At 67.5% G+C, this 15,908-nt stretch carries 17 protein-coding genes; 13 read left to right on the forward strand and 4 right to left on the reverse strand.

Annotation, left to right across the window (positions count from 1 at the left end):
- From QHG62_RS26205 to QHG62_RS26220, 4 genes are all read left to right on the forward strand, one after another.
- Positions 1 to 621, forward strand: a complete 621-nt coding sequence (locus QHG62_RS26205) for a TetR/AcrR family transcriptional regulator (protein ID WP_281148508.1) — start codon at positions 1 to 3, stop codon at positions 619 to 621.
- A gap of 427 nt (positions 622 to 1,048) precedes the next feature.
- A complete protein-coding gene (locus tag QHG62_RS26210) occupies positions 1,049 to 2,458 on the forward strand; it encodes a DUF2868 domain-containing protein (RefSeq protein ID WP_281148509.1) in 1,410 nt (469 codons plus the stop codon).
- A complete protein-coding gene (locus QHG62_RS26215) occupies positions 2,455 to 3,867 on the forward strand; it encodes a GTPase/DUF3482 domain-containing protein (RefSeq protein ID WP_281148510.1) in 1,413 nt (470 codons plus the stop codon). The genes QHG62_RS26210 and QHG62_RS26215 overlap by 4 nt, the downstream gene beginning before the upstream one ends.
- 130 nt (positions 3,868 to 3,997) lie before the next feature.
- The gene (locus QHG62_RS26220) at positions 3,998 to 4,360 is read left to right on the forward strand and encodes a hypothetical protein (RefSeq protein ID WP_281148511.1); all 363 of its coding nucleotides are present in this window, start codon (positions 3,998 to 4,000) and stop codon (positions 4,358 to 4,360) included.
- A gap of 8 nt (positions 4,361 to 4,368) precedes the next feature.
- Here QHG62_RS26220 and QHG62_RS26225 read toward each other — a convergent pair whose 3' ends face one another.
- From QHG62_RS26225 to QHG62_RS26235, 3 genes are read right to left on the reverse strand one after another with little or no spacing between them, the layout of a single operon-like run.
- Entirely contained in the window at positions 4,369 to 6,615 is a 2,247-nt protein-coding gene (locus QHG62_RS26225) for a xanthine dehydrogenase family protein molybdopterin-binding subunit (protein WP_281148512.1), read from the reverse strand.
- 2 nt (positions 6,616 to 6,617) lie between these two features.
- Positions 6,618 to 7,613 carry an FAD binding domain-containing protein gene (locus QHG62_RS26230; RefSeq protein ID WP_281148513.1) on the reverse strand — a complete coding sequence of 332 codons (996 nt, stop codon included), beginning with the start codon at positions 7,611 to 7,613 and terminating at the stop codon, positions 6,618 to 6,620.
- Positions 7,606 to 8,280, reverse strand: coding sequence for a (2Fe-2S)-binding protein (locus QHG62_RS26235; protein ID WP_281148514.1), 675 nt, complete (start codon positions 8,278 to 8,280; stop codon positions 7,606 to 7,608). The genes QHG62_RS26230 and QHG62_RS26235 overlap by 8 nt, the downstream gene beginning before the upstream one ends.
- Before the next feature lie 119 nt (positions 8,281 to 8,399).
- On the opposite strand from QHG62_RS26235, the gene QHG62_RS26240 reads away from it, so the two are divergent.
- The 4 genes from QHG62_RS26240 (at position 8,400) to QHG62_RS26255 (ending at position 11,917) form a co-directional block, all read left to right on the forward strand.
- Positions 8,400 to 9,308: a LysR family transcriptional regulator gene (locus QHG62_RS26240; protein WP_281148515.1), complete on the forward strand. Its 909-nt coding sequence runs from the start codon at positions 8,400 to 8,402 to the stop codon at positions 9,306 to 9,308.
- Between the two features lie 95 nt (positions 9,309 to 9,403).
- The gene (gene trhA, locus QHG62_RS26245) at positions 9,404 to 10,024 is read left to right on the forward strand and encodes a PAQR family membrane homeostasis protein TrhA (protein WP_281148516.1); all 621 of its coding nucleotides are present in this window, start codon (positions 9,404 to 9,406) and stop codon (positions 10,022 to 10,024) included.
- Between the two features lie 65 nt (positions 10,025 to 10,089).
- Positions 10,090 to 10,530, forward strand: coding sequence for a helix-turn-helix domain-containing protein (locus QHG62_RS26250; protein WP_281151822.1), 441 nt, complete (start codon positions 10,090 to 10,092; stop codon positions 10,528 to 10,530).
- An 85-nt stretch (positions 10,531 to 10,615) separates the two neighbouring features.
- Positions 10,616 to 11,917, forward strand: a complete 1,302-nt coding sequence (locus QHG62_RS26255; protein ID WP_281148517.1) for a UDP-N-acetylglucosamine 1-carboxyvinyltransferase — start codon at positions 10,616 to 10,618, stop codon at positions 11,915 to 11,917.
- A 9-nt stretch (positions 11,918 to 11,926) separates the two neighbouring features.
- Here QHG62_RS26255 and bla read toward each other — a convergent pair whose 3' ends face one another.
- Entirely contained in the window at positions 11,927 to 12,817 is an 891-nt protein-coding gene (bla, locus tag QHG62_RS26260; RefSeq protein ID WP_281148518.1) for a class A beta-lactamase, read from the reverse strand.
- Between the two features lie 165 nt (positions 12,818 to 12,982).
- Between bla and QHG62_RS26265 the strand changes: the two genes are divergently transcribed.
- From QHG62_RS26265 to QHG62_RS26285, 5 genes are all read left to right on the forward strand, one after another.
- Positions 12,983 to 13,321 carry an ArsR/SmtB family transcription factor gene (locus QHG62_RS26265; RefSeq protein WP_281148519.1) on the forward strand — a complete coding sequence of 113 codons (339 nt, stop codon included), beginning with the start codon at positions 12,983 to 12,985 and terminating at the stop codon, positions 13,319 to 13,321.
- A gap of 32 nt (positions 13,322 to 13,353) precedes the next feature.
- Positions 13,354 to 13,890 (forward strand): SRPBCC family protein, encoded by a 537-nt coding sequence (locus tag QHG62_RS26270; RefSeq protein ID WP_281148520.1) that lies wholly within the window; start codon positions 13,354 to 13,356, stop codon positions 13,888 to 13,890.
- Between the two features lie 80 nt (positions 13,891 to 13,970).
- Positions 13,971 to 14,609 (forward strand): CDP-alcohol phosphatidyltransferase family protein, encoded by a 639-nt coding sequence (locus QHG62_RS26275; protein WP_281148521.1) that lies wholly within the window; start codon positions 13,971 to 13,973, stop codon positions 14,607 to 14,609.
- Between the two features lie 29 nt (positions 14,610 to 14,638).
- The gene (locus QHG62_RS26280) at positions 14,639 to 15,217 is read left to right on the forward strand and encodes a glutathione S-transferase family protein (RefSeq protein ID WP_281148522.1); all 579 of its coding nucleotides are present in this window, start codon (positions 14,639 to 14,641) and stop codon (positions 15,215 to 15,217) included.
- Positions 15,218 to 15,226: 9 nt separating this feature from the next.
- Positions 15,227 to 15,868, forward strand: a complete 642-nt coding sequence (locus tag QHG62_RS26285) for a histidine phosphatase family protein (protein ID WP_281148523.1) — start codon at positions 15,227 to 15,229, stop codon at positions 15,866 to 15,868.
- Positions 15,869 to 15,908: the final 40 nt, after the last annotated feature.

Raw genomic sequence — 15,908 nt, forward strand, 5'->3', positions numbered from 1 at the left:
ATGCCAAAATCGATCGCAGACTCTCAATCCAGAACCAACCGCGAGCGCACCGAAGCCACGCGCCTTGCGCTCATCGATGCCGCACGCGCGCTGTTCGTCAGCAAGGGCTACGGAGACACCTCGACGCCGGAAATTGCTGTTGCGGCCGGTATCACCCGTGGCGCGCTGTATCACCACTTCGCCGACAAGCGCGACCTGTTCAGGCAGGTGCTGGTGCGCGAAGCCGAAACCGTGGCGGCCGACATCGAAGCGGCCACACCGCAGCAGTTGACGCCGCGCGAAGCCCTGCTGGAGGGAAGCCAGGCCTACCTGAAGGCGATGAGCGCGCCGGGCCGCACGCGGCTGCTGCTCATCGAAGGGCCGGCCGTGCTGGGCCTGGAAGAGATCATGGCCATCGACGAGGCGACCTCGGCCGGTTCACTGCGCCAAGGGCTGGAGAACGCCAGGCCGGGCAAGGGAGAGGTTTCGCTCGACGCCCTCGCCCGGCTGCTCTCGGCAGCCTTCGACCGGGCAGCGCTCGAGATCGATGCCGGGGCTGACGCAGGCGAAATCCGTTCCGCGATGCGGTGGCTGCTGGAGCAGGCACTGCCCCCCGAGCCGCGCCGCAAGCCCGCGGCCTGAGGCTGCGCCGGCGGGGCACATGCGCTCGCCCGGGTCTTCGCGAGTCCTACAGCACAGGCCGCCCCTCGCCGACAGTCACCAGCCCCCTCAGGCCCGATGCTGAAGCTGTCGTCAACAACGAGGAGTCCTCGCGTGAATTCCATCATTTATATCGTCGGTCTGGTCGTGGTTGTCGTGGCCGTGCTTTCGTTCTTCGGCCTGCGCTAGAACCAGCCACTCCCCCAGGCTTCGCGCGCTTCGCGTCGCTTCTCCCTCCCCCTCCCCGGGGGCAACACCAGCGGCCCGGCAAAGCCGGTTCCGCGGTGTTCCACGAAAGGGATCGCTTGCGGTCCCTTTTCTCGTCGCTCTCACAGAGTCCTTGCAGGCGCGCCGGGCATAATTTGCGCGCCTTCCGCCATCGTGGAACGCTACTTGCGAAGGGACCCTGTTGACCAACACCGCGTTGCGCGAATCTGCTTTTCCGGACGCGGTCATTACCGAGGCGATCCGATGGACCGAAGAGAAAGGTCCACTCGACGATGCGCAAGCCATGCGCGCCGCTTCCTCCCGCACAGCCGATGTGCATGCACGCATTACCGCGCGCGCGCTCCAGCTTGGCGAGCGCATCGGCCTTCAACCCGAACTGGCACGCGCGCGGCAATGGGGGCCGTGGGTATTGCTCGGCCTTGTGGCGCTGGTTGTCGCTGCAGGCCTGGGCCTTGCGGGCAACGTGGTCGGCGGGGGCGAACGGCACATCAACGTGATCGTCGCGCTCGTGAGCCTTCTTGGCATTCACCTGCTCACGCTGCTGCTCTGGCTGGCCGGCCTGTGGTTGCCGCTCGCCTCGTTCAATACAAGCTCGCTTGGGTGGGTATGGCTCTCGCTCACCGCCCGGGTGGCCGGCGGCAAGCGGGGCCAGGCACCGGTGCTGGTGCGCGCAGCCACCGGGCTGTTGACCCGTGCCAGGCTGCTGCCCTGGGCCTTCGGGCTCGTGAGCCATGGCATCTGGGCGCTGTCTTTTTCGGTGGTGCTGGCCGCTCTGCTGTTCGCGCTTGCGTTTCGCAGCTACACGCTGAGCTGGGAAACGACGATTCTCGACCCCGCATTCTTTGTGCGCGCGGTACAGGCGCTGGGCTGGGCGCCTGCACAGCTCGGCTTTCCGGTTCCCGATGCCGCGACCGTGCTCTCGGCCACGCCAAACGCAGCAGCCCAGCGCACTTGGGCACTGTGGCTCACCGGCTGCATCGTGGTGTACGGATTGCTGCCGCGCGTTGCGCTGGTGCTGCTGAGTGCGGTGGTGTGGTGCAGGCGCCGCGCAGCACTGCATCCGGATTGGAGCGACGCCTACTACCGCAAGCTGACGGCCAGGTTCGCCGCGCTCGCACCGCCGGCCATCGTGGATGCCGACCCCGGCCGCGCGCCGGGCATTGCCCCCGCCGGCCTCGCACCTTCGGAACTGCTGGACACGCTGTTCGTCATCGGATTCGAGCTGCCTTCGGACATGGCTTGGCCCCCCGCAGGTTTGCCCGCTGCGCAGGTGCAACGCATCGACGGCAGCGCCCCCTCACGCCGCGCCCTGCTCGACCAATTGGCGCTGGCACGCCCGCGCGCGGTGCTGCTGGTTTGCCACGCCGCATCGAGCCCAGACCGCGGCACCGAGCGCTTCTTGCGCGAAGTGCTGGCCCATTGCGGTGAATGCCGCCTGTGGCCGGCTGAAGACGTGAATAGCGTGCAGAACGATTCCGCCGTGGGCGCCGCAAAGCGTTGGATCGACTGGCTGCAAGGCACCGGCCTCGAGCGCGTCGCGGCCACGCATCGGCTCGACGATGCGTTGCAACAACTTGGCGCGGCACCATGACGCAGCAGCAAGCCATCCGCATCGCCGTTGTAGGCCACACCAACGCGGGCAAGACCTCGCTGCTGCGCACGCTCACACGGCGCGCGAACTTCGGCGAGGTGTCGCAGCGCCCGGGCACCACGCGCCATGTGGAATCGGCCGACCTCGAAGTGAATGGCCAGGCTGCCGTGCGCTTCTTCGATACGCCGGGGCTCGAAGACGCGGTGGCGCTCCGCGAACACCTGGCCGGCCTCGACCCTCGAGCGACGCCGCCCGAACGCATCCGCCAGTTCTTGCGGGGCCCCGAGGCACACGGCGTGTTCGAGCAAGAAGCCAAGGTGCTGCGCACCATGCTGGAGATCGACGCGGCTTTCCTGGTCATCGATGTGCGCGAGCCGGTGCTGCCGAAATTTCGCGACGAGATCGAATTGCTCAACTCCTGCGCGCGGCCCGTGCTGCCGGTGCTCAACTTCGTGCGCGATGCGGCAAGCCGCGAAGCTGCATGGAAAGAGCTGCTCTCGGCCTACGGCCTGCACGTGCAGGTGCGCTTCGATGCGGCAGCCCCGTTCACCGGCGCCGAACGCGAGCTGTACAGCGATCTTTCGACGCTGCTGCGCGACAGGCGCCAGCTGCTGCAAGGCGTGGCGGATTCGCTGGCCGCCGAAGCCGCCGAACGCCGGCGTGCCGCCTGCTCGCGCATCGCCGAGTTGCTGGTCGATGCCGCCGCACTGCGCCGCACGGTGGCGGCAGAAGAATTCGCGGACAGCGCCCGCCGCAAAACACTCGTCGCCGCGCTGCAGAAAGACGTGTTCGACAAGGCGCAGCGCTGCACCGACGACCTGCTCGCGCTCTACGGATTTCGCCAGGACGATGCCGGCGAAGCGCCCCTGCCGCTGGTCGAAGGCCGGTGGACGCTGGACTTCTTCAGCCCCGAAGCGATGAAGGACGCGGGCCTGCGGCTTGGCAAGGGCGCCGTCATCGGCGCCGCGGTGGGCGTGGTGGCAGACCTTGCCGTCGCCGGCATTTCGCTTGGCGCGGGTGCCGCGGTGGGCGGCGCCATCGGCGGTGCCGTGTCGCAAGGCTGGGGCCCCTTGGGGCGCAAGCTGGTGAACAAGCTGCGCGACGTGCACGAGCTCACGGTCGAAGACGGCGTGCTGTTTGCGCTCGTCGCATGGCAGCTGAAGCTCACGCGGGCATTGGAGCAGCGCGGCCATGCGGCCACCGGACGCATTGCAGCCGAAACCAGCGCAACGCAGGACGCACCGACACGCGCAACCGCGGCTGCCGTTCGCGCGGCACGGCCGGCGCGCAATCATCCGGAGTGGGAATCGAAGGGCGTGGCCACGCGCAGCTTCTGGCGCCCCGCTCCGCAGCGCGAGGCCCTCGCGGCCGAGCTGGCGCGCAGGCTCCAGGGCGCCTTCGAAAGCTGAGCCTTCGCTTGCAGGCGGTGGCGAAGGATTCCTACGCGCCCGTGCAGGCGCGAGCTCCAGTCTCTTCGATGGACAATAACGGCACGCGGGGTGCCGTTTGTCTTGTCGTCATCCAGAAAAAGGAGCACCCATGTCCGTCGACTGCAAACTGCTCGCCACCCCTTTGATCGGACGCGTATGGCAAGGCCGCACGCCCATTGCGCGGGCCGACGAATACCTGCGCTACAGCTTCGAGCACGGCATCCAGGAGATCGCGAAAAAACCTGAATGCATGGGCGTGCAGTACTTTCGCAAACTGAACGGCGACACCGCCCAGTTCAGGACGGTGTCTTACTGGCAATCGATCGAACACATGCACGCCATGCACGCGCAGCGAGGCGATCCGCTGCGCGTGGCGCCGCTGGCGCGCGATGCCGAGTTCCTGCTGGAGCTGCCGGAGTTCGTGGACATCGTCGAGGTGCATGTCAATTCGTTCGGCACTACGGGCAAGTAGCCCCCGGCTCAGCTCTCCAACAGGTCTTCCAGCCGCAGCGGCAGCCGGCGCAGCCGCTTGCCGGTGGCGTGGAACACCGCATTCACGATGGCGGGCGCCACGCCCACCATGGCCACTTCACCGAGGCCTTTCACCCCCATCGCATTGAGCCGCGTGTCGGGCTTGCCGACAAAGTCGACGTCGATGCGGCCGATGTCCGCCGCAACGGGCAGCACGTATTCCGCAAGATCGGCGTTGAGAAATCCGCCGTAGCGCGCATCGACCTCGCTCGCCTCGCGCAATGCGGCGCCAATGCCCCACACCACGCCGCCTTCGACCTGGCTGCGCGCGGTGCGCGGGCTGGCCACGGTGCCGCAGTCGGCCACGCTGAGCACGCGCGGCACGCGAATGCGCCGGGTGGTGGGTTCGATGCGCACTTCGACAAAGTGCGCAATGAAACTGAAGGCGACGAAGTCCGGATACACCGGGCCCGCCGCGGCGGGCAGGCCGCCGGTGAGCCGGCCGAAGACCTGCTCGGGCTGGCCCGGCGCGCGCATGCGGCTTTCGGCCTCGGCGAAGGGACGGCCCGAGGCGCGCAGCAACGCCACCGCGGTGGCGCCATTCGCATCACCTGCGGCAGTGGCCGCGCCTGCGTTCTGCCGCAGGTCTTCCATGAGCCGCTGGGCAGCTTCCTGCACCGGCGGCAACGCGGTGGCCGTGCCCCAGGAGCCGGCTGTCAGGTGCTGCGGCGCGGCGGTGGTGTCGCCGAGCACGATCTCCACCGCCGCCATCGGCGCGCCGAGCGTGCGCGCCACCGTCAACGCAATGGCGGTGCGAATGCCCTGCCCCATCTCGTGGCCGCCCACGGCCACCCTTACGGTGCCGTTGGTGTTCAGCCGCACCTTGGCAACGGCCGGTGCGATGGCCGCCTTGTAGGCACCGGCCGCTACGCCCCAACCGATGAGGCTGCCGTCGGCCGCGCGCATCGAGCCCGGCGCCATCGTGCGGCGCGCCCAACCGAAGGCGGTGCTTCCCTTTGCGAGGCACTCGGCCAAATGGCGCGATGAAAAAGGCTTGCCGCTGATCGGGTCGACAGCCGCATCGTTCGCAAGCCGGAACGCGACCGGGTCGCGGCCCAGCGCGTAGGCCATTTCGTCGACCGCGCTTTCGAATGCAAAGGCAGCCGGGTGCTCGAACGGCGCCCGCATGTAGCCGGGCGTTTGCACGTCGGTACGCACGAGCCGCTCGCGGCCCAGGAAATTGCCGATGCCGTAGAGCCGCGAGGTGATCTCGGTGCCGCTCGACGGGAACAGGTCGTGTTGCGAGGTCTGCTGGTCGATCTCGTGGATGGCCGCCGTCAGCTTGCCGTTGCGGTCGGCACCCAGCCGCACATGGTGGCGGCTCGCGGGCCTGAAGCTCGCATTGTGGAACAGCTGGCTGCGCGACAGCACGAGCTTGACCGGTTGACCCAGCGTGCGCGCCGCCATTGCGACCAGCGCGGTGTGCGACTGCAGCGAGTTCTTCTGGCCGAAGCCGCCGCCCACGGTGGGCGACAGCACGCGCACCTTGGCGGGCTCGATGCCAAGCTGCTTGGTGAGGCCGTGGCGCACACCTTCGGCGTTCTGGGTAGGCTCGCGAACGGTCAGCACGCCGTCGGCGCTCCACTCGGCGACCGTCGCGATGATCTCCATCGGGTTCTGGTGCTGGGTCGGCAACTCGTAGGTCGCGTCCACCGTGAATGCAGCGCCCTGGAGCGCGGCCTCCGCGTCGCCCGCGCGCCGGTCCGCGAACATCGGCTGCTGCAGCAGTGCCGTTTGCGCCAGCGGCTGTGCATCGGGCGCGTCGATGGTGGCCACGAAAAGAGCGGCCTCATAGGTCACGGCCACCAGTGCCGCGGCCTCGCGAGCAGCCTCCAGCGTGTCCGCGACCACCATGGCAACGGTCTGCCCGCGGTAGGCGACTTGCGGCGAACGCAGCGGATAGAAGCTCTGGAAACCGAAGCCGCCGCCCATCAGGAAGCCCCCTGTGTCGAAAGCACCGACGTTCTCGTGCGTGAACACCTGCCGAACGCCGCGCACGCGCTGCGCCGCGGCGGTATCGATGACGGTGACGGTGCCGCGCGCAATGCGCGATGGCACCAGCGCGGCGTGCAGCAGCCCGGCGCGCGCGTCGTCCGCCGCATAGCGCGTGGCGCCGCGCACCTTGTCGCGCGCGTCCACACGCTCGGCACCCGCGCGAGGCGTGTTCCTTGGTGCTGTCTTGAGGTTGGTTGCCATCTTCAGTTCCTTTCCCTGGCCAGCATCAGCGCGTCGGTCACCGTTTCGATGCCTAGCGCCACCTTGAACGCGTTGTGCGCGAGCGGCCTTGCGCCCTCGAAGGCAAGCTCGGCGGCACGCCGTGCGGCCGCCCGAGTGAATGGCTGGCCGACCAGGCTGCGCTCCGCCTGCTCCGCTCGCCACGGATGCGTGGCCACGCCGCCCAGCGCAATGCGCGCGTCGGCCACACGGTTGCCCCTGATCTCCAGTGCAACCGCCGCCGATGCAAGCGCAAAGGCGTAGGACTCGCGGTCGCGGATCTTGTGGTACGTCGAGGCCCGGCCGATGGGCCCGCGCGGTACGCGGATGCGCACGATCAGTTCGTCGGCCGCAAGCACCGTTTCCAGGTGCGGCGTGGTCCCCGGCGCGCGATGCAGTTCGCGCACCGGCACCGTGCGTTCGCCGCGCGGGCTCACGGTGTCGACCAGCGCATCGAACGCCGCCAGCGCAACCGCCCAGTCGCCGGGATAAACGGCCACGCAGGCTTCGCTGCCGCCAAGCACTGCATGGCCGCGGTTCTGCCCGCCCATTGCGGCGCAGCCGCTGCCGGGCACGCGCTTGTTGCAGGCGAATTCGGGCCCGCCGCGAAAGTAGGCGCAGCGCGTGCGCTGCAGCAGGTTGCCGCCCACGGTCGCCATGTTGCGCAGCTGCTGCGAGGCGGCCTTCCAGAGCGATTCCGACAGGGCCGGGAACTCACGCTGCACCGTGGCGTTCTCGGCCACGTCGCTCATGGCCGCGAGCGCGCCGATGCGCAGTTCGGCGCGGCTCGTGGTGTCGACTTGGCGCAGGCCTTCAATGCGGGTGATGTCGATCACCGTGGCCGGCGCTTCAACGCCGAGCTTCATCAGGTCGAACAGCGTGGTGCCGCCTGCGAAGTAGCGCGCGCCGGGCTGGTGCCGGGCCAGCAGTTGCACGGCCTCGCCGGTACTGCGCGGGCGAAGGTAGGCAAAGTCATGCATGGCGGCTGCCCTCCATGCGGCCTTCCATGCGAAGCACTTGCGGCGCCGCCTCGCGGATCGCTTCGACGATGCCGGTATAGGCACCGCACCGGCAGATGTTGCCGCTCATGTATTCGCGGATCTGCGCTTCGCTGGCGGCGTGGCCCTCGCGCACGCAGGCAATGGCCGCCATGATCTGGCCGGGCGTGCAGTAGCCGCACTGCAGCGCATCGTGGTCCAGAAAGGCCTGCTGCATCGGGTGGAGCGTGCCGTCGGCCGACTCAATGCCCTCGATGGTGGTGACGGCGCAGCCGTCGGTCTTCACCGCCAGCGTCAGGCACGAGGCGACGCGGCGGCCGTCCACATGCACCGTGCAAGCACCGCACTGGCCATGGTCGCAGCCCTTCTTGGCGCCGGTAAGGCCGAGTTGCTCGCGCAGCACGTCGAGCAGCGATGCGCGCGGCTCCAGCTTCAGTTGGTGGGGCTTGCCGTTGATGGTGACGCGGGTCTCCTGGGAACCCCCGCCGTAGAGCGGTGTGGCGCTGCCGGTTTCCGCAGCCGTGCCAGTGGCGGACGAAGCCGCGGCACCCGCGCCCACCGCCGTGGTCATCATGAACGTGCGGCGGCTGAAGTTGAAGCCACTGACAACAGGCACCGGGCCTGTCGGGCGTTGCTGAGGTTGGTTCATGGGGCTTTCCTTTTGGTCTTCTTGAAGGACGGATGGAAAGTTTCTCTGTTCTGTATGAGCGAATAAATACGCAAATCTCGCCAATACAATTCAATGAGACTCAACAATCCGAGGAGCCCATGGACCGCTTCGACGCCATGCAGCTGTTCACCCGCATCGTCGATCTGGGCAGCTTTACCCAGGCCGCGGCCGCGCTCGACATTCCGCGTGCCACGGCCACGCATGCCATCAAGGAGCTGGAGGCCAGGCTGCACGTGCGCCTTCTGGAACGCACCACGCGGCAGGTGCGCACCACCGTCGACGGGCAGGCTTTCTACGAGCGCTGCCGCCATCTGCTGCGCGAACTGGAGGAGGCGGAGTCTTCGCTGTCGGAGCTGGCGGTCAACCCGCGCGGGCGCCTGCGCATCGACATCCACGGCGCGCCGGCGCAGGCCATCGTGCTGCCCCGCATTCGCGAGTTTCACGAGCGCTATCCGCACATCGAGCTTGTCATGGGCAGCGGCGACCGTCTTGTGGACCTGCTGCGCGAAGGTGTCGATTGCGTGGTGCGCGCGGGCGAGCCGAAGGATTCGTCGCTTGTCACCCGGCGCCTGGCGCTGCTGACGCAAGTGACCTGCGCAAGCCCGGGCTACCTGGCCGAGTACGGCACGCCCACGCAGCCGTCCGAGCTTGCGAGGCACCTCGGCGTCAATTTCTTCTCGGCTTCGAGGCCCGAGGTGTTTCCGTACGAGTTCATGGTCGATGGCACGCTCGAGACGTACATGCTCAAGGACTGGATCAGCGTGAACAACGCCGACCTCTACAAGATCTGCGCCGAACAGGGCTGCGGGATCATCCAGGTGCCGCGCTTCAGTGTGGAGCGCCAGTTGCACGAGGGCTCGCTGGTCGAGATATTGGCGCACACGCCCTGCCCGCCCATGGTCTATTCGGTGCTGTACCCGCACCACCGGCAGCTGTCGCCGCGCGTGCGGGTGTTCATCGACTGGATTGCGCAGCTCTATGCGGAGCGCTTCGGCACGGCCGCGTGAACACGCATCGGAGTCACCGTGCGGTCATGGGGGCGGCCTAGCATCCGCTGGCCTTTGCCTCCCCTTTTCCGACCAGGACTGCTGCACTCCACGCGATGTACCCCGGCGAACGTCTCAATGGGTACAGCCATCTGCTGGGCCTGGTGCTTGCCCTTGTGGCCACCGTTCTCTTCCTTGCCAAGACCTTGCCCACGGGTGATGCCGCGCGCATTGGCGGTGCGCTGGTGTTCTCGCTCTCGGCCGCGCTGCTGTATGCCGCATCCACGCTGTTCCACAGCACGCGCGGGCGGCTGAAGCGCTTCTGGGAGCGGGTCGACCACTGCGCCATCTACCTGCTGATTGCGGGCACCTACACGCCCTTCGCGCTCGTCACGCTGCAGGGCACCTGGGGCTGGCTGCTGCTTGCCGCGGTGTGGAGCGCCGCGTTCTTCGGCATCGGGCGCGAACTGCTGCAGGCGGACAGCGCGGCCTCCAAGCCGCCGCTGGCGCTCTACATCGCCATGGGCTGGCTCGGCGTGCTGGCCGCTGCGCCGCTGGCTGCCCGGCTCGATGGCGGCGGCCTGGCCTGGCTGCTGGCGGGCGGATTGCTCTATACGGTAGGCACGGTGTTCTACCGAAACCGTCGCGGGTTTCGGCATGCGCACGGCACCTGGCACCTGTTCGTGCTTGCGGGCACGGCGAGCCATTTCATCTCGGTAGGCCAGTACGTGCTCTGACCAGAAAATAAGCATTTTTCATTACCTTCCGGTCCAGCTTGGCGCAAGGTGTGCAAAATGCGCCCATGCCAAATATTGCCTCCATCCTCAAAACCGAGATTTCCCGTGTCGCCCGCAAGGAAGTTCGCACAGAGATCGAAACGCTCAAAAAAGCCTCCACGCATCACCGTGCCTCCATTGCCGCGCTGCGCCGGCAGGTCGAGAAACTGGAGAGGGAGTTGCGGCGCGCGCTGAAGATGTCCTCGAGCGCCGCCCCGGCGGGCGACTCGGACGATGGCGCAGATTCGGGTCCGTCCCGCCGGTTCAGCGCCACCCGGCTCGCCTCGCACCGCGAAAAGCTCGGGCTCTCGGCGGCGGCGTACGGCAAGCTGGTAGGCGTTACCGGCCAGACCATCTACAAGTGGGAACAAGGCAAGGCGCGCCCCCGCAAGGCACAGCTGGAGGGCCTCGCGTCGGTGCGGGGCCTGGGCCGGCGCGAAGTGGCGGAACAGCTGAACGCGGAATAGTTCACTTTCGCGCGCTCAGCGCAAGCCGCCCGGCGGGTACAGTTCCGGCACTCATTTCTCCGGTTCGTTTCCGCCCCGTATTTCCATGTCCAATCTCATCGTGCACGGCGGTACGCCGCTTCGCGGCCGCATCACTCCCTCCGCCAACAAGAACGCCGTGCTGCCGGTGCTGTGCGCCACGCTGCTCACGCGTGAGCCGCTGCGGCTGCACGGCGTGCCCGACATCACCGACGTGCGAAAGATCCTCGACATCTTCCGCAGCCTCGGCAGCGAAGCGCGCATGGACCACGCCACCGGCACGCTGGAGCTGCACCACCGCGACACGGTGTTCGATGCCGCACGCGACCGGCTGCCCGAGGAAATGCGCTCGTCGATCATGCTGGTGCCGCCGCTCCTGGCGCGCTTCGGCATTGCGCGGCTCGAAGACAACGTCAAGGGCTGCACGCTGGGCGTGCGCGAGATCGATCCGCACGTGGACGTGTTCCGCCGCTTTGGCGGCAAGGTAGAGCGCGCCAGCGGCTCTCTGCTCGTGCGTTGCGACGGGGCCCTTGCCCCCACCGAACACTGGCTCGACTACGCCTCCGTCACCACAACCGAAAACTTTGTGCTGTGCGCGGCGGCGGCCAAGGGCACGTCGACGCTCACCAATGCCGCTTCAGAGCCGCATGTGCAGGAGTTCTGCCGCTTCATGACGATGCTGGGCGTGCGCATCGAGGGCATCGGCACTTCGCGGCTCACGGTGCACGGCGGCAATGCCCTCGGCGGCGGGGAATTCCGCTTCGACGAAGACTTTCACGAGATCACCACCTTCCTGGCGCTGGGCGCCATCACGGGTGGCGACGTGGTCGTGCGCAACAGCGCACCTGGGAACTTTCCGCTGATCGACCGCACCTTCGCCAAGTTCGGCGTCACGGTCACGCACGAAGACGGCTGGTCGCGCGCCACCTGCAGCGGCCCGCTGAAGGTGCAGACGCCCTTCACGAGCAACGTGCTCACCAAGGTGGAGGCCGCGCCGTGGCCCTACTTTCCGGTCGACCTGCTGCCCATCTTCATCGCGCTGGGCGTGCGTGCCCAGGGCAATGCGATGTTCTGGAACAAGGTGTACGACGGCGCGCTGGGCTGGACCAGCGAGCTCTCCAAGTTCGGCGCCCATGTGTTCTCGTCGGATCCGCACCGGCTCATCAGCTTCGGCGGCAGCCCGCTGACGCCGGCCGTGGTCGAGAGCCCCTACATCATCCGCGTGGCCATTGCGCTCTTCATGGTTGCGGCCAGCATCGAAGGCCGCTCCGAAATCCGCAACGCCGCGCCCATTCGCCGCGCCCACCCGCGTTTCGTCGAGAACCTGCGCAGCCTGGGCGTGCAGGTCGAATGGACGAGCGAAGAGTAAGCCGCGCGCTCAGCCCCGCAGTGCGTTCACCACGATGCGCGCTGCCGATGCAATGACGTCGTTTCGGGCCGGCGCATCTTCCTTGGGAAAGGTAAGGTAGACCGCCAGCACCACCGGAGCGCCCGACGGCGGCCACAGCACGCCGGTGTCGTTGTTGCTGCCATAGGAGCCCAGGCCCGTCTTGTCGCCCACCTTCCAGTCGGCTGGCACGCCGGCGCGAATACGGGCGGCGCCGGTGGTGTTGCCCAAGAGCCAGGTTTCGAGCTGGCTGCGTTGCGCTGCACCGAGCGCGTCGCCCAGCACCAGCCGCTGCAGGCTGGCGGCCATGGCCTCGGGCGAAGTGGTGTCGCGCAGGTCTCCCGGAATGGCGCTGTTGAGTTCGGTCTCCCAGCGGTCGAGCCGGAAGGTCTGGTCGCCGATGGAGCGCGCGTACGCAGTCACCGCGGCGGGGCCGCCAAGAATCTTCATCAGCAGGTTGGCTGCCGCGTTGTCGCTGTACTGGATGGTGGCAGCGCACATGGCGGAAACCGTCATGCCCTCTTCAAGGTGCTTGCCGGTAATGGGCGAATTGGGCAACAAGTCGCCCTTGCTGTAGCGCACGCGGCGCTCGAGCAGGCTGCCGTCGCGCTCGCTGCGCGCAAGAACGGCTGCAGCCAGCATGGTCTTGAAGGTGCTGCACAGCGGAAAGCGCTCGGTGGCGCGGTGCTGCACGCGCGCGCCGCTGCCGGTGTCCAGCGCGGCCACGCCCAGCCGCCCGCCCACGGAGCTTTCGAGCGCCGCAAGCTGTGCTTCTGCCGATGCGGCCTGCTGCGCCTTTGCGGACCAGGCGGTACAGGCACTGGCCAGCGGCAGCGCGGATGCGGCTAGCAAAAAGATTCGGCGATTGGCGAAGGATTTCATTTGTCTTTGAGCTGAGTGAATGGAACGAAGGCAATCGTAGGAGCGCGATTGCCCAGGCTCCAGCGCCAGGCGGTGCAACCGCGTCTCGCCTGTATCGGGTGTAACCGCGCAATTCATTCAACTTTCTGGTTGAATAACTTTCTCAGTGCGACTATATTCAACCTCATGGTTGAACTAGACGACGAACGGCTCGACGCCGTGTTCCATGCCCTGGCCGACAGCACACGGCGCACGATGCTCCAGCTGCTGGCGCAGGGCGAGTGCAGTGTGGGCGAGCTAGGCGCACCGTTTCGAATGTCCTTTGCGGGCGCCTCGAAACACGTCAAGGCACTGGAGCGCGCCGGCCTGGTCTCCCGCACGGTGCAGGGCCGCGCGCACGTTTGCCGGCTGGAGCCGGCGGCGCTCGCATCGGCCAACGCATGGCTGCGGTACTACGAAGGCTTCTGGAACAGCCATCTGGACGCGCTGGAGCAGGAGCTGCGGCGCGAAGCATCCCGCCAGTGAAGTTCTTTCCCTTTCCATTCAAGGAGCAAGCGATGACCACGAGCAGCCTCGGAACCCTGATCGAACCCGGCACCCTGCGCATGGAGCGCACCCTGCCCGCACCCGTCGAGCGCGTGTGGGCCTATTTCATCGACCCCGACAAGCGCGCGAGGTGGCTGGCCGGCGGCACCATGGCCGAAAAAAGCGGCGGCGTGTTCGAACTGCGCTTCGATCACACCAGCCTTTCCGGCGAAGTGGCACCTGATCGCTTTGCCGACTGCCGCAACCCCATCTTGCAGAAATCGCGGCTTGTGGCGCTCGAACCACTGAAACGCCTGACCATCAGCTGGGGCAGCGAAAGCGCCACCGCGTCCGAGGTGAGCTTCGAGTTCACGCCTCGGGGCGACTCGACACACCTGGTGCTCACGCATCGCCGCCTGCCCGACCGCAAGGAAACGCTCAGCGTTGCGGGCGGCTGGCACGCGCATCTGGACGTTCTGGACGACGTGTTGCACGAGCGCAAGCCCCGGGGTTTCTGGAGCAACCACGCGGAGCTCGAAAAAGCCTACGAGGCCCGGCTTCCGGCCTGAGCCGGAGTCGGATGGCGACTACAGGCAAGCGGCCCCGCTTGCGTTAAGGTGCGGTGCATTCGCAGACTCCGAAGCACCCCATGACCACCCCCTCCTCCGCACCGGCCCACAAGCATTTCTCCATGATCCGCGGCTTTCACCTGGCCGATGCGTTCACGCTCGGCAATGCCGCGTGCGGCGTGGGCGCGGTGTTCCTTGCCATGGCCTTCATGGCGAGCCAGTCGCTTGCGCAGTTTCTCTGGGCCGCCGCGCTGGCGCCCGCCGCCTTCGTGTTCGACGTGTTCGACGGCCGCATTGCGCGCTGGCGGCAAACCCACTCTGCCCTCGGGCGCGAGCTCGACTCGCTGGCCGATGTGATCTCATTCGGCGTGGCGCCCGCCGCGCTCGCCTTTGCGGCGGGCCTGGACGGCGGCTGGGACTGCGTGCTGCTGATCTACTTCGTCGGCTGCGGCGTGAGCCGGCTCGCACGCTACAACGTCACGGCCGAAGCGCTTTCCGCGGGCGCCGACAAGGTCAAGTACTTCGAAGGCACGCCCATCCCGACCAGCGTGGTGCTGGTCGGCGTGCTGGCCTGGGCCGCCTGGCAAGGCCGCATCGGCGATGCGGTGTGGGGCGGCGCCTGGATGCTCGGCCCGTGGCAGCTGCATCCGCTCACGCTGCTCTTTGCGCTCTCGGGCACGCTCATGATCAGCAAGACACTGCGCATTCCCAAGTTCTGACCGCCCATCCGCTGAAAGGAGACCCTTCGATGCTGAAGCTGTACTTCGACCCACAAAGCCGTTCGCAGGTTGCGAAGTGGATGCTCGACGAAGCAGGTGTGGAATACGAAATCGTGACCACCCTCATCCGCGAAAAGGCGCACAAGAGGCCCGAGTACCTGAAGATCAACCCGGCGGGCAAGCTGCCGGCACTGGTGGACGGCCGTACACGCGTGTTCGAGAACGCGGCCATCTGCATGTACGTGGCCGACAAATTTCCGCAGGCCCGGCTGGCGCCGCCGGCGGATTCGCCCGACCGAGGCCGCTACCTGTCGCTCATGGTCTACTCGACCGCGCAGCTGGAGCCCGCGATGGGCGACAGCCTGCTGGGGGTGCGCAGCAACAACAGCGCGCGCGGCTGGACCAACTTCGAGCAGGCCAAGGACGCGGTGGAGCGCGAACTGGGTGAAGGCCCCTATCTCTTCGGTGCGCGGTTCACCGCGGCCGACGTGATGATCGGCTCGATGTTCATCTGGCACCGTGCCTTTGGCGGGCGCTCCAACCGGCCGAAGATCGATGCCTACATCAACCGGCTCCAGGCTCGGCCGAAGGGCATGAAGTTCGGTTGAATCAGATCCATGTCACAGCCCCCCTTCCCCCACGGCGCGACCGCCGGCCTCGATCAACTGGTGAGCATTGCCGCGGAGCAGCCGCTTGCGCCCGCCTGCGATCACTTCTACTTCTTGCGCCATGGCCAGACCGGCCGCAATGCGCAACGCATTTTCCAGGCCGTGGACGAGCCGCTGAGCGAGCTCGGGCTCCAGCAGGCGGCCCGCGCCGCCCAGCTGCTGGCCAGCGAGCCGATCCGCACCATCGTCTGCAGCGACGCGCGGCGCGCCCACGACACCGCGCATACCGTGGCGGCGGTGCTCCGAATCGAGCCCACGCCGCAGGCCGCACTCCGGGAGCGCAACTTCGGCGCGCTCATCGGCACCTCATCCGTCAACATCGACTGGGCCTGCGAACCCGACGGCGGCGAAACCCTTGCGCAGTTCGTGGCGCGCAAGAGGCAGGCGCTCGACGAAGCGCTGGCGCAGCCCGCACCGGTTCTGGTGGTGGCCCACGGCGGCACGCTCTATGCGCTGGCCGCGCTGATCGGCGTGCCCATCGACCTGGGCCTGCTCGGCAATGCCCAGCCATTGCGTTTTTCGCGCAGCGGCCCTACATGGGCTGTAACGCCGCTGCTGCGGCATGCCGACGGGGACTCGGCCCTGGCGTAGACGGCCCGGGCGAGCACTGGTCGGCATCCACTCGAACCGA

The sequence above is a fragment of the Variovorax paradoxus genome, assembly GCF_029919115.1.
Taxonomy (GTDB): Bacteria; Pseudomonadota; Gammaproteobacteria; order Burkholderiales; family Burkholderiaceae_C; genus Variovorax; species Variovorax paradoxus_O.

What these genes read in the sequence shown, in the direction of transcription:
- QHG62_RS26205 (WP_281148508.1), top strand. Translation starts at nt 1, where the DNA reads ATGCCAAAATCGATCGCAGACTCTCAATCCAGAACCAACCGCGAGCGC.
- QHG62_RS26215 (WP_281148510.1), top strand. Translation starts at nt 2,455, where the DNA reads ATGACGCAGCAGCAAGCCATCCGCATCGCCGTTGTAGGCCACACCAAC.
- QHG62_RS26220 (WP_281148511.1), top strand. Translation starts at nt 3,998, where the DNA reads ATGTCCGTCGACTGCAAACTGCTCGCCACCCCTTTGATCGGACGCGTA.
- QHG62_RS26225 (WP_281148512.1), bottom strand. Translation starts at nt 6,615, where the DNA reads ATGGCAACCAACCTCAAGACAGCACCAAGGAACACGCCTCGCGCGGGT.
- QHG62_RS26230 (WP_281148513.1), bottom strand. Translation starts at nt 7,613, where the DNA reads ATGCATGACTTTGCCTACCTTCGCCCGCGCAGTACCGGCGAGGCCGTG.
- QHG62_RS26235 (WP_281148514.1), bottom strand. Translation starts at nt 8,280, where the DNA reads ATGAACCAACCTCAGCAACGCCCGACAGGCCCGGTGCCTGTTGTCAGT.
- QHG62_RS26240 (WP_281148515.1), top strand. Translation starts at nt 8,400, where the DNA reads ATGGACCGCTTCGACGCCATGCAGCTGTTCACCCGCATCGTCGATCTG.
- trhA (WP_281148516.1), top strand. Translation starts at nt 9,404, where the DNA reads ATGTACCCCGGCGAACGTCTCAATGGGTACAGCCATCTGCTGGGCCTG.
- QHG62_RS26250 (WP_281151822.1), top strand. Translation starts at nt 10,090, where the DNA reads ATGCCAAATATTGCCTCCATCCTCAAAACCGAGATTTCCCGTGTCGCC.
- QHG62_RS26255 (WP_281148517.1), top strand. Translation starts at nt 10,616, where the DNA reads ATGTCCAATCTCATCGTGCACGGCGGTACGCCGCTTCGCGGCCGCATC.
- bla (WP_281148518.1), bottom strand. Translation starts at nt 12,817, where the DNA reads ATGAAATCCTTCGCCAATCGCCGAATCTTTTTGCTAGCCGCATCCGCG.
- QHG62_RS26265 (WP_281148519.1), top strand. Translation starts at nt 12,983, where the DNA reads ATGGTTGAACTAGACGACGAACGGCTCGACGCCGTGTTCCATGCCCTG.
- QHG62_RS26270 (WP_281148520.1), top strand. Translation starts at nt 13,354, where the DNA reads ATGACCACGAGCAGCCTCGGAACCCTGATCGAACCCGGCACCCTGCGC.
- QHG62_RS26275 (WP_281148521.1), top strand. Translation starts at nt 13,971, where the DNA reads ATGACCACCCCCTCCTCCGCACCGGCCCACAAGCATTTCTCCATGATC.
- QHG62_RS26280 (WP_281148522.1), top strand. Translation starts at nt 14,639, where the DNA reads ATGCTGAAGCTGTACTTCGACCCACAAAGCCGTTCGCAGGTTGCGAAG.
- QHG62_RS26285 (WP_281148523.1), top strand. Translation starts at nt 15,227, where the DNA reads ATGTCACAGCCCCCCTTCCCCCACGGCGCGACCGCCGGCCTCGATCAA.